Origin of the sequence: Sorangium sp. So ce296 (genome assembly GCF_051529605.1) — a bacterium.
Lineage (GTDB): Bacteria > Myxococcota_A > Polyangia > Polyangiales > Polyangiaceae > Sorangium > Sorangium cellulosum_D.
The window spans coordinates 13,638,018-13,650,184 of sequence record NZ_CP150325.1 but is presented as its reverse complement, the minus strand read 5'-3'; the positions used below and the strand labels follow the sequence as shown (position 1 = coordinate 13,650,184).

The 12,167-nt window shown below is 70.7% G+C and carries 13 protein-coding genes; all 13 read left to right on the top strand.

Annotated elements, in window-relative coordinates; genetic code table 11:
• Positions 1-16: 16 nt before the first annotated feature.
• The 13 genes from WME98_RS50305 to WME98_RS50245 all read left to right on the top strand — a co-directional run bounded on the left by WME98_RS50305 (position 17) and on the right by WME98_RS50245 (position 12,161).
• On the top strand, positions 17-568 hold the full coding sequence (locus WME98_RS50305; RefSeq protein WP_437948675.1) for a hypothetical protein: 552 nt from the start codon (positions 17-19) through the stop codon (positions 566-568).
• 298 nt (positions 569-866) lie between these two features.
• Complete coding sequence (locus tag WME98_RS50300; protein WP_437948673.1) at positions 867-1,553, top strand: hypothetical protein; 687 nt, start codon at positions 867-869, stop codon at positions 1,551-1,553.
• A complete protein-coding gene (locus WME98_RS50295; RefSeq protein WP_437948672.1) occupies positions 1,550-3,175 on the top strand; it encodes a hypothetical protein in 1,626 nt (541 codons plus the stop codon). The genes WME98_RS50300 and WME98_RS50295 overlap by 4 nt, the downstream gene beginning before the upstream one ends.
• On the top strand, positions 3,172-3,393 hold the full coding sequence (locus WME98_RS50290) for a helix-turn-helix domain-containing protein (protein ID WP_437948670.1): 222 nt from the start codon (positions 3,172-3,174) through the stop codon (positions 3,391-3,393). The genes WME98_RS50295 and WME98_RS50290 overlap by 4 nt, the downstream gene beginning before the upstream one ends.
• A 66-nt stretch (positions 3,394-3,459) precedes the next feature.
• Entirely contained in the window at positions 3,460-4,698 is a 1,239-nt protein-coding gene (locus WME98_RS50285; RefSeq protein WP_437948668.1) for a phage portal protein family protein, read from the top strand.
• On the top strand, positions 4,695-6,083 hold the full coding sequence (locus WME98_RS50280) for a S49 family peptidase (RefSeq protein ID WP_437948666.1): 1,389 nt from the start codon (positions 4,695-4,697) through the stop codon (positions 6,081-6,083). The genes WME98_RS50285 and WME98_RS50280 overlap by 4 nt, the downstream gene beginning before the upstream one ends.
• Positions 6,084-6,086: 3 nt before the next feature.
• Positions 6,087-7,289 (top strand): hypothetical protein, encoded by a 1,203-nt coding sequence (locus WME98_RS50275; protein ID WP_437948664.1) that lies wholly within the window; start codon positions 6,087-6,089, stop codon positions 7,287-7,289.
• A 14-nt stretch (positions 7,290-7,303) separates the two neighbouring features.
• Positions 7,304-8,326, top strand: a complete 1,023-nt coding sequence (locus tag WME98_RS50270) for a Mu-like prophage major head subunit gpT family protein (RefSeq protein WP_437948662.1) — start codon at positions 7,304-7,306, stop codon at positions 8,324-8,326.
• Positions 8,327-8,424: 98 nt separating this feature from the next.
• Positions 8,425-8,898 carry a phage protein Gp36 family protein gene (locus WME98_RS50265; RefSeq protein WP_437948660.1) on the top strand — a complete coding sequence of 158 codons (474 nt, stop codon included), beginning with the start codon at positions 8,425-8,427 and terminating at the stop codon, positions 8,896-8,898.
• Positions 8,895-9,311 carry a hypothetical protein gene (locus WME98_RS50260; protein WP_437948658.1) on the top strand — a complete coding sequence of 139 codons (417 nt, stop codon included), beginning with the start codon at positions 8,895-8,897 and terminating at the stop codon, positions 9,309-9,311. Before WME98_RS50265 ends, WME98_RS50260 begins: the two co-directional genes overlap by 4 nt.
• Entirely contained in the window at positions 9,308-9,913 is a 606-nt protein-coding gene (locus WME98_RS50255; RefSeq protein WP_437948656.1) for a hypothetical protein, read from the top strand. The genes WME98_RS50260 and WME98_RS50255 overlap by 4 nt, the downstream gene beginning before the upstream one ends.
• Before the next feature lie 71 nt (positions 9,914-9,984).
• Entirely contained in the window at positions 9,985-11,685 is a 1,701-nt protein-coding gene (locus WME98_RS50250; RefSeq protein ID WP_437948654.1) for a DUF2586 family protein, read from the top strand.
• Positions 11,686-11,696: 11 nt separating this feature from the next.
• Entirely contained in the window at positions 11,697-12,161 is a 465-nt protein-coding gene (locus tag WME98_RS50245) for a hypothetical protein (protein ID WP_437948652.1), read from the top strand.
• The last annotated feature ends 6 nt before the right edge of the window (positions 12,162-12,167 follow it).

Genomic DNA, 12,167 nt, shown 5'->3' with positions numbered 1-12,167 from the left:
TCTCCGAGGTGCCGTCATGCTTCTCCCCATCCTGATGATCGTGCTGCTCCTGGGTCCGTGCGCGCCGGACGACGAGCTGAACGAGTACTGGTGCGACAGCCAGACCTGCGACCGGTGGTGGGACGTCGCGGCCGGCGGCGCTGGCGGTGAGGGAGGAGCCGGCGGCGAGGGCGGGGCCACCTCGGCGGAGAGCTCGACCAGCGCGGGCGGTGGCGGTGCGGGGGGAGAGGGCGGCGCGGGGCAGGGTGGTGCCGGCGGCGAGCCGACCGGCGGGACGACGACGAGCAGCGTGGCGACGACGAGCAACTCCACCAGCACCACGGCGAGCGCTACCTCGAGCAGCAGCGGTTCTCCGGGCCCATCGACGGGCTGCGTCACCGGCGCTGCAGACAGGCCCGACGGGTACCGCTGCGATGACCCTGCGATCGACTGGATCCAATACCAGGTGCAGGGTTCTGGCCGAGTGTGCTTCCCGGACGAGCCCTCGACGTGGGGCGAGTGCACCCCAGGGTCACGCTGCAAGGTGCTGCGCAGCGGCCGGATCGAGGAAGGCCGCTGCGCGGAGTAGGGGCCCGCGGCTGACCCCAGGGGGGGGTACCCACCTGTCCCACATCGGGCGGGGGGGGCGGTGCAGCCAGGGTGGAATTATAGGGGGGTCGTAACAGTTTTGAGGGGTCGAAGTCCCAGGGGGGGTCGGTCTTGTATACAGCCCGGTTCGGGCGGTGGATCTGGGAACGGGCCACGGAACGCGGGGTCGAGCGCCAGCGCGCGGCGCCGTTCCTGGCTGGCTCCAGCCCGTTTCGCGCGTCCGAAACTGTTACCGTTCCGGTAGCAGTAACGGGAACGGGGTGCTAAACACCTGTTGCGTGCGTTCCCGGGGAGCGGTTGGGCTGGAGGAGTGGGCGACGGGGCGGGGCGGGGTCCGCGCCGCCGCGCGCGTGCTCGGCGTGGCGGCGGCGACGCTGAGCCGGTGGATCAACGGGCACCAGACGCCGCGGGGCGATGGCGACCGCGGGCCGGCCTGGCTCGAGGAGCGCACCGGCGTCCCGGCCGCGGACTGGGACCTGCTCGACGGGCAGCCATCGCCACCGCCCGCCGCTGGGCCTGGGGCGGGGCGCCGTGGGCCCGCCGCTCCGGTGGAGCACCCGTCGCCCCCGGCCCCTCGCCGAGCCCCCTCGGCGCCCCCTGCGCGCGGCGCGGCGGGGCCTGGGGAGGCCTCGCCCCCGCCGGCCGATGAGGTCGACGACGTGGGCGACGACCAGCCGCCGGCGACCCTCGAGGCGCTCCAGGCCCGCGCCCGCCAGATCCCCGGGGAGCTCCAGCGCCTGCGGCGCCGCATCGCCTCGGGGGCCACGGCGGTGAACGCCGGCGAGGTGATGGCCCGGATGCTCGAGCGCGAGGCGCGCGCGGTCAACGCCGCGATCACGAGCGCCGGAACGGCGACGGTGGAGGAGGTCGCGCGCGCCGAGGCCATGATCCTGGACATCACGAGCAGCTGCGCGACCTGCAGAGAGCAGGCCATGACCGCGATTCGCAGGGCGCGGGGTGAATGACACCGCGGAAGGGGCGACGCGGCGAGCCGTTCCTCGACCGGCTGTACCGGAAGATCGAGGCGACCGGGGTGGAGCACCGCTGGCCGTCGCGGCGATGGCGGGATGACCCCGAGGGCTTCTTCCGCGAGGTCTTGCTGGTCGAGTACCTGACGGACGAGCAAAAGGCGATCCCGCGCGCGATCAACCAGCGCCGCGCCCGCGTGTCGGTCGCCTCTGGCCACAAGATGGGCAAGGACTACCTCGTCGCGGGGATCGCGCTCTGGTGGTACTGCTCCGACGAAGAGGCGCGCGTGCGCGCCACCGCGGTGACCGCGCAGCAGCTCCGCGACGTGTTCTGGCGCGAGCTCCGCGGGCACTTCGACCGATCGCACCAGCACCGCGATCCGGTGACGGGGCGGATAAAGCAGAGCCCGTATCCGATCGACGGGAAGCTGGCCGACCTGCCTGGCAACGGGCTCAGGTCGGGCATGCGCGAGGTCGTCGGCTTCACCGCGGACCAGAAGCAGGCCGCGTCGGGCATCTCCGGGCGCCGCGTGCTGTACATCTACGACGAGGCCTCGGGCATCGACGACGGCATCTTCGAGGCGTCGGCGGGCAACTTCGCGGGCGACGACGCCCGCGCCCTGATGCTCTCGCAGCCGGACCGGAACGAGGGGCACTTCTACGACAGCCATCATTCGAAGCGCGAGCTCTGGGCGTGCTTCAACCTCGACAGCGAGCAGAGCCCGAACGTGAAGGCGGGGCGTGCTGTCGTCCCTGGCCTAGCCACGCAGGAATGGCTCGACGAGCAGGCCGTCGACTGGAACGCGCCGAATGGCCCGGTGTGGCTGGTGCGCGTCAAGGGGCAGTTCGCCGAGGGCGGCGACTACCGCGTCATGACGCTGGCTGACGTGACGGCGGCCGAGAAGCGCTGGGCGGACATGCCGGACCCGCGCGATCGGCTCGTCCTCGGCTTCGACGTCGCCGGCGGCGGCATGGACGAGAACGTCATCGCCGCGCGTCGGGGGATGAAGATCCTCGAGCTCGAGGCGTGGGCGACGCCTGTGCTCCCGACGTCCGCGGAGCGCGCCCGCGCGAACGCTGTTCGTGCAATGGGTGCCGTTCGTCGTCTCCGAAGGTCGCGCGAGAACAAGCCGCTGATCGTGATGGACGCGAGCGGGACCGTCGGGACCGAGGTGTATCGGGAGCTCCTCCGCTTCGACACCGAGGTCGACGTGGTGCCCGTGCACTTCGGCTCGCCGTCACCGCTCAAGCGAGAGTACCAGTGGATGAGAGACCATCTCTGGTTCGGGTTCGCGGAGAAGTGGCTGGCGGCGGGTGGCGCGATCCCTCCTGATCGGAAGCTCCCGGCCGAGCTCACCGCGCCCGGCTGGGAGCGCGACGAGCTTGGCCGGCGACACGTCGAGAAGAAAGAGCGGCTGCGCAAGAAGCTCGGGCGCTCGACGGACCGAGCCGACGCGTGCATCCTTTCGGTCTACGAGCCGACCTCCGTGCGCCACGACCGACCGGAAGAGGGCGAGGAGCAGACCATGGAGCAAGCCGATCCGGTCTATGGGGCGCTCGACCCGCGCGGCGGCGGGTTCGATCCGTACGCGGGCGCGATGCGTCGGGGGGCCTCGTGACGCCGCGGCGGACGCACGGCTCGGTGCTCCTGGCCAGGAGCGGGCTCCGCCAGGAGGACATCGCCCGGCGGTGCGGGGTCGCGCGCTCCACGGTCGGGCACTGGATGACCGGGCACTCGACGCCGCGCGCCGTGACGCACCTGATGATCCTGCGCGACGCCTACGGCATCCCGATCGACGCCTGGGCGCAAGCGCCCGAGCAGACGATTGCTAACTAGTTAGCACGGCGCAGCGCCATAAGATGGCGTGCCCAGCCGTACGGTCCCTCCGCCGGAGGTGAGCGCGTGAACCTCTTCACGTCGCTCCTCACGCGCGTGAAGTCGTACGTGGGGCCGCGCGACCTCCCGACGGGGACCTCGTTCCAGGACGGCTTCGAGCGCCAAGCCGCGCCGATTCCGATCGTCCAGACCCGGTGGTTCCAGGCGGACCTCGAGGCCGCGATCGTCGCGTCGACGACCGGGAGCATGCGGCTGCCGGGCGCCCTGTGCCGCGCGCTCCGGCGCGACGGCATGATCTCCGGCGTCCTCTCGACGCGGACCGAGGGGCTGGTGCAGCTCCCGGTGCGGTTCTCCGGGCCGGACGACGAGCTCGTGAGCGCGCTCTCGCTCGACTTCCGCTCCGTCTTCCCGTCTGCCGAGCTCGCGTTGCTCTCGGGCGATGGCCGCGTGATCGGCGTCGGCGTCGGGGAGTTCGTAAAGATCGACGGGTCCTCGCCGGTGCTGCGGCGGCTCGATCCGGAGTTCCTCGAATACCGCTGGTCGGAGGACCGCTGGTACTACCAGTCGATCCACGGCGTGGAGCCCGTGAATCCTGGGGATGGGCGCTGGGTGCTCCACTGCCCCGGCGGCGCCGTCCAGCCATGGACGCACGGTCTCTGGCCGGCGCTCGGCCGCGCGTACATCGCGAAGGAGCACGGGTTCTTCCTCCGGGAGAACTTCGCGAACACCCTGGCCAACGCCGCAAGAATCGCAGTCGCGCCACATGGGGCCACGGATGCCGAGGCCTTCAGCTTCATGCAGAAGGTCGTCAACTGGAGCGTCAACGCGGTGTACATCCTCCGGCAGGGCTGGGAGCTCAAGCTGCTGGAGAGCCAGGGGCGCGGATACGAGGTCTTTCAAGACATCATCAAGACCTCGAACGAGGAGATCATCGTCACGATCGCGGGCCAGCTCGTCACGACGACGGGTGGCGCAGGCTTCTCGAACGCGGCGATCCACTCGACGATTCGGAGCGACCTGATCCAGTCCGACGCGGACGCCCTTGCGGAGACGCTCAACACGCAGGCGATCCCCGTCTGGGCGAACGAGCGATTCGGCGCCGCCGCGGTCAAGAGCTCGCCGAGGGCCGCGTGGGACACCACGCCGCCCAAGGACATGAACCAGCACGCCATCGCCGCGAACCAGGCCGCGGGCGTGGCGAAGTCGTGGAACGAGGTCCTCAAGGACGCGAGGAAGCGCGTGAACGTGGTCGAGCTCAGCAGGCGCTACGGGGTCCCGATCGAGGACCTCAAGGAGGCAGCATGAAGCGCTACCGCTTCGAGCGCCGCGGGGTGCTCGCCCTCGCCGCGTCGGCCTGGGGGCAGGAGTTCGACGCCGCGCAGGCTCCCGCTGTCGCTCAGGAGGGGCCCGTCGCGGTGGTCCAGATCCGCGGGCCGCTCACGCACCACAGCGACTGGTTCTGCGACAGCTACGACGCCATCAAGGCGCGTGTGGGCGCCGCGCTCGCGAGCCCGGCGGCGAAGGTGGCGCTCCGGATCACGTCCCCCGGGGGCGACGTCGCGGGGTGCTTCGAGACGGCCACAGAGCTCCGCGCGATGGCTGCGCGCGCTGGAAAGTCCCTGCACGCGTACGCTGACGGCCAGGCGAGCTCGGCGGCGTACGCGCTCGCGTGCGCGGCTGATTCGATTCACCTGTCGGCGGAGACGCTGGTCGGATCGATTGGCACGCTCGCCGGCACGGTGGACTGCACCGAGGCTGACGCGCAGATGGGCGTCAAGTTCCATCTCTTCACGAGCGGCGCGAGGAAGGCAGACGGCAACCCTCACCAGCCGATGAGCGAGGAGGCCGCGGCGGAGATCCAGCGCCAGGTGGACGAGTTCGCGGAGCTCTTCTACGCCCACGTGTGCGAGCGCCGCGGGGTGAGCGTCGAGCACGTGCGTGGCATGGAAGCTCGGCAGTACAGCGGCCAGACGGCGGTCGAAAAGCGTCTCGCTGACGGCGTGACGACGTGGAGCGGGTTCCTCGCGATGGTCGCGAGAGGCGGAGCGGGCGGCGCGGCCGCCAAGGAGAGCAGAGTGGAATACGAGGAGATGGTCAAGGCCCTCCGCGCGCTCGCCGAGGGCGACGACGAGGAGCAGGCCAAGAAGGCCAAGGCGGCGCTCGTGGCGCTCGGCGAGGAGGAAGCCGAGGGCGAGCCCAAGAAGGACGAGGGCGAGGAGAAGGCCAAGGCCGAGGACGAGCCCAAGAAGGACGAGAAGAAAGAGGAGGCGAAGGCGGCCGCGTCCGCCGGCGCTCCCAGCGCCGCGACAGCGGCGGCGGCGGCGGTGGCGGCCGAGAACGTCGAGCTCAAGGCGCGCCTCGACCGGCTGGAGATCTCCGCGATGCTCGACAAGCGCCCGGACCTCTCGGCGGCTGTGCGGAAGTGGTGCCTCGCGCAGACCCCCGACGTCGCGCGGAGCTTCCTCGAGCAGGCGAGCAAGCCCACCGCGCAGCGCCACGAGAAGGCCTCGCAGCCCAAGGCCGGCCCCGCCCTCCTCGAGGGCCGCGAGCGGGACGAGCTCGACGAGGGGATGGGCATCCGGAAGGCGGGCGCCTCGGGGCCCAGCAAGGACGAATACGGCCGCTTCACGATCAAGGTGGAGACCCCGGCCCAGACCCGCGCGCGCCTCGCCGCGCAGAAGGGAGCGTGACCCATGGCCGCACTCACCAGGCCCAAGGGCAACTCCATTCGGGTGATCGGCAGCCGTGACAAGCGCCCGCTCGCGGCGAACGTCAAGGCCTTCCAGGGCGGCCTGGCCGTGTGCATCGTCAGCGGGACGAGCCGCGGCTTCTACGCGCCTGCGTCGGACGACCTCATCGCGGTGCCGGTCGGGCGCTTCTACGAGACGGTCGACAACACCGGCGGCGCGGACGGCGCGAAGAGCGTCGAGATCCAGTTCTTCAAGGAGCGGAAGGTGCTCCTGATGGCGAACGACACGGACACCCCGGTCGTCGCCGCGGACCGCGAGAGCCTCTGCTACGTGCTCGACGACCAGACCGCGACGGGGGCCGTGAGCACGGCGCCTGCCGGACCGGTCTACGACGTCACGAGTGAGGGCGTCTGGGTCGAGATCGGCGCGGCCACGATGTCGACGGCGGAGCCCTCCGGGCTGTCGAACCTCGCCCCCGCCGACCCGAGCTCGACCGCGGCGTCGGCCGGCTCGGCCGACGAGGCCGCGCGCCAGGACCACAAGCACCACATCGCGCTCGCGACGCCCTCCGCCGAGGGCCTGATGAGCGCGGCGTACGCGAGCGCGGTGCACGCGCCCGTCGCCGACCGGACCGCGCTCAAGGCGATCGCCGCCGCGGACCGCGCGAACGGGATGCTCTGCCTCGTGCTCTCCGACATGAGCCTGTGGCGGTTCCACGCCACGTCGACGGCGGCCGACACGACGGAGAACCTCGTCGCGACGCCGGCGGCGGGCAGCGGCCGATGGCTCCGCGCCGACCCCGTCGTCACGCTCTCGCTGCCGGTCACCTCCAGCACCGCGGACGGCGCGACGATCTTCACCGTGCCCGTCGGCGCGCGCCTCCACCCGCGCGAGGCGTGGTGGGAGGTCGGCACCAACTGGACCGGCGGGTCATCGTCGGCCATCGGCGTGAGCGCTTCGGTCTCCGGATGGGACACCGAGGGCGACATCCTCGGCGGGGCCTCCGGCGACGTGCAGGCGACGCTCGTCACCACCAACACCCGCATGACGGGCACGATCGGCGCCACGCTCGACACGCGCAGCGACGGGCGCCTGATCCTGGTCGCGGCCGACACGCTGGTGTTCAACCGCATCACCTCCGCCTTCACCGCGGGCGCCGCCAACGTGCGCGTGCTCTGCGACGTGCTCGCCAATCTCGGCGCGTGAAAGGGATCTGAGTCATGAAGATCACACCGACTTGGATCGCGACGTTCGAAACGAACGTCCAGACGATCCTCCAGAACGCCTGGGATGAGACGGCGTCCGACCTCATCTGGGACAGGTTCATGGACGTGAAGACGTCCGGCACCCGCCGAGAGCTCTTCTTCTGGCTCATCGAGTCCGCGGGGATCGAGCTGCAGGGGCAGGGCGGCAACGCGCGATACGACGACATCGCGGCCACGTATCTCGAGATCGAGAACGAGGACTCGGGCAAGAACCTCGAGCTCACCGCGAACGAGATCGAGGACAACCAGATGGCGAGTCCGATGCTCCGCGGCATGCCGGCGCTCGACTATGCGGCCAACTGGGCGCGCCAGATGGGCAGCTCCGCCGCGTACTGGCCGCAGAAGAGCCTGTTCACGCGGCTCATCGCGAACGGCCTCACCGAGGCCGGATACGATGGGGTGCCGTTCTTTTCGCAGGCCCACCCGATCAACGTGGCCAACGAGGGCGCCGGGACGTTCAGCAACTTGCTCACCGGGGCCCAGGTGGGGAGCTACCCCGGCGCGTGCCCGATCGACATCGTGAACGCGCCGACCCTGGACGCCGCGCACACCAACCTCGCGCGGGCGGTGGCGTACATCCAGTCTCTCCGCGGCCCGCACGGGGAGACGCGACGGCTCAAGGTCAAGCACCTGCTCTGCGGGGAGGACCTGCGGAAGCGCTCTGCCGAGATCCTCTCGACGAGGTACTACGGGACGGGGCAGGGCTCGACCGAGAACGTCATCTCGACCTACGGCATCGAGCCGGTCGTCGCGCCGGAGCACAACGAACTCGGCGTCTACTACCTCGCCTGCCAGTGGCAGAAGGGGAGCGGCGGGCCGTTCATCTTCCAGAACCGCAAGCCCTACAGCCTCAACACCTTCACCGCGTACACCGATGTGCAGCTCGCGCACCGGGACAGCTACGAGTGGAAGTTCAAGGGGCGCAACGGCGCCTCCTACGGCCACCCCTACCTCATCTTCCGCGTGCAGCCCACGTGACCCGCGCGGCGTGAGCCGCTGCCCGCCAAGGCGCCCCAGGAGCGGCGCCGCCCGAACCCCGACCGGCTTTGCCGGCGGGGCTTCTGGGTCAAGAGGCCATGAGCTGCTACGCCACGCTGCAAGACGTCATGGACCTGGGGATTCTCCTCCAGGAGGACGTCGATTGGCTGGAGCAGAGGTATCCCGGGATCGTGGAGCGGACCGCGACGAAGGTCAGCGGGGGCATCGACGGCCGGCTGGCGAAGCGCTACGGGGTCCCGTTCGTCGCGCCGTACGACGACGGCCTCGTCGACGCCACGGCCGCGATCGTCGCCTACCGGCTGCTCGTGAAGCGCGGCGCCAGGCCCGACGGCGCGAAGGTGGCGGCGGCCGAGCGCGCGCACGATGCCGCGCAGGCGTGGGTCACAGAGGCCGCGAACTCGAAAGATGGTCTCGTGGAGCTCGTGCGCACGCAGTCGACCCCGCGCGGGGCGACGGCGATCGACAAGGGCGCTCCCATGGCCTACAGCGAGGCCTCTCCCTACGAGTGGATGGACCGCCAGGTCGAGCGCTTGGGGGGGCGCTGCGGATGAGCGGCATCGACGGCATCGACCGCATCGAGGAACTCGCCGAGTGGTTCCGCACGCTGCCCGGCCGGACGAAGGGCAAGGGCATGGAGCTCGTCGCGACCGCGGTGCAGAAGGTCGCGCTGAACGAGTACGCGCAGGGCAAGGGCCCGCCCGGGGTTCGTGGGCCGTGGCCGGCGCGAAAGAAGGACGGCGCCGTCGCGCTGCTGCGCCCCGCCGGCGAGGTGCAGTTCCAGGGCAAGGCCGGCGCGATCCGCTCGACCACCGTCGACGAGCCGACGCTCGATCATCATCGCGGACTACGCCCCGTGTACCCCGGCGCCGGCAAGGCGAAGGAGATGCCGTCCACCTGGGTCGAGGCCGCGGAGAAGACGCTGCGCGAGTACCTCGACGAGCTGTCGCGGAGGGCGCCGAAATGACGCTGTCGATCGACTGGCTGCGCGACCAGGTCGCGACCTACTTCGAGCAGAACGGGATCGACGCGCCCGTCGTCTACGGCACAGAGCAGGACTACCGCGACATGGACACGTCCGCGCGCGTGGTGATCGGCCTCGGCGACGGGTTCGACCTCCTCCCTGCCGGTCCTTCGGGAGCTCCGGGTCATCGTCAGGTCGCTCCGGGGCACTCCTCGAGGAGCATCGGTACGAAGCGGCAGAGCTTCTGGGTTGTGGTGCGCGCTGTTCCGCCGCCGAGCGTGGATGACCGTGACCGCGTGCGCATGTCGCAGTCGCTCACATCGGATCTGTTCGACCACGTGTTCCGCGCAATCCACAAGGCAGCCCACGGCCCCCATGGGTTGAACATCAACGGGAAGGGCAAATGGCTGGAAGTCGACGAGGCGGACGACCGTCACGGCGCGGCGCTGCGCGTGACTGGGACGCTCGACATCCCCATTGACGAGCGCCCGCGTACGCGCCTTGGGCTCGCGCGCGCGGCGCTTGACCCAACGAAGGTCAACATCGGCCTCGACCTGGAGGCTTGCGACTCGACTGTCTGCACACTCGTGGTGTCGTCACCGTAGGAGATTCGATGGCTCTCGCACTTCCCTCTGCACGCCTCCGGGTCCGCTCCAATCGAGCGGTGTTCGCGCCCGTGAGCCGCATTCACAGCGTGGTGGGCGTCTGCTCGAAGGGCCCGTACACGCCGACGCGCGTCGCTGACGTGGACGCGCTGACCTCCACGTTCGGCTTCGGCCCCGCCGTCAAGGCGCTCGCCTACGAGATGGGCAAGACGGGGGCGCCGGGGATCATGCGCCGCATCGACCCGACGACGCAGCTTGCGGAGATCGGGGATGTCGTCCCGGGCGACGGCGCCACGGTGCCCACGATCTCCGGGACGCCGACCGACCACTATCTGGTGATGTGGGAGACCACGACTCCGGGCGAGCTGAACGCCGCGCAGGGGCGCTACTCGCTCAACGGCGGGGCGACGTGGAGCACGCCCGCCACGGTGCCGAGCGGCGGCGCGGTCGTGCTCGGGAGCTCTGGCCTTACCGCGACGTACGCGACGGCTACGGGCAACGACGTTGCCGGGAGCTGGAGCCTCGAAGCCATCCCGGCGGCGCAGGCGGTGCTCCCCGTCGTCGCGACCCGCGTCGGCTCCTCGACGAGCGTCGTGAGCATCACCGGGACGCCGCTCGACGCCTACGAGATCGTGCTCGAGGTCTTGTCCGGCGGGACGGTCGGCGCGGCGGGGATCGTCGTGCGTGTCTCCCTCGACGGCGGGCGCACGGTCACCAAGCCGATCCGCCTCACGGCGACCACGCTCCAGATCAACGACGGCACCGAGGACTCCGGCCTCGACGTCAGCTTCGCCGCGGGGACGCTCGACACCGGCGACGCCTTCGCCTCGGGGACCACGGAGCCGGCGATCGCCGCGAACGACGTGGTGGAGGCCCTCGGCGAGCTCGACGCCCTCGCGGTCAACTGGCGCTTCGCCCACGTCGTCGGCGCGGTGGACGCGACGGCCGCGGGCACCATCGGCGCGGAGTTCACCACCTTCGCCGCCGACGAGCTCTCGAACGCGCGGTTCGCGTGGGCGCTCATGTCGGCGCGCGACCGGCGTCGCCTGGAGACCGAGACGGCCTGGGAGAACGCCCTCGTCGACGACTTCGACGGGCTGGAGAACGCGCGCGTCGCGGTGGGCTCCGGCTACGCGCGCATCACCTGCCCGATCACGCGCCGCCGGAACCGCCGGCCGGTCGCGTGGATCGCGGTCCCGGAGCTCCTCCGCCGCCCGATCGAGGAGGACCTGGGCCGGAAGGCCAGCGGCGCGCTCTCGACGGACGTCGCCATCTACGAGGACGGCGAGCGCATCGAGCACGACGCTCGCGTCTCGCAGACGCTCCAGGGCGCCCGCTTCCTGACCCTCAGGACCTTCAAGCGCAGCGGCGACAGCGTGTACTTCACGCGCGGTTCGACCTTCGACGCGGAGGGCGGGCTCGAGGGGTACATCGCGCGGCGCCAGGTGCTCGACGTCGCTTCGGACATCTTCGCCCAGGTGCTCGAGGAGCAGCTGATGGACGGCGTGGAGGTCAACGCCGCCGACGAGGAGAACCCCGGCGCGATCACCGAGGCGAACGCGGCGCGCATCGACCGCGAGGTCGAGACGGCCATCCGCCGGCAGCTCGAGGGGAAGTTCTCGGCGCTGAGCGTCCGCACGTCGCGCACCACGGTCCTCGCGGCCGGGGTGCGGCTCCCCTGCAAGGTGTCGATCGTCGGCCTCGAGTACCTCGAGCAGCTCGAGGGCGACATCGGGTTCGTGACTCCGGAGCTCGTCGCTCTGGCGGCGTGAGGTGAACGACGATGGGCCTCTACCACAACGGGAATTACCACAACCACGCGAGCGCCGAGATCGACTGCGCCGGCAAGCCGTTCCTGGGGATCACGACGCTCAACTACTCGGACGAGCTCGAGAAGGAGCTGCAGTACGGCACCGGCTCGATCGCGTTGGGCGTCTCCCAGGGTCAGTACAAGCCGAACGCCGACATGGAGATGTTGAAGAGCGAGTGGGAGCGCATGAAGGCCGTCCTCCCGCAGAACGGCTTCGGCGAGTTCGCGTTCAACATCGGCGCCACCTACAAGGAGGCCAGCGGCACGATCGTGGATGAGCTCCGCACCGTCTACATCACGAAGGTCGAGGACGCGTCGCAGCAGGGCCCCTCGGCGAACAAGGTGAAGCTGACGCTGTGCGTGGCCGAGCCCATTCGCCACAACGGCGCGACGCTGGTGAAGGTCAAGGAGCGTCCGCGGCTCGCGCTGCGGACGTGACGGGAG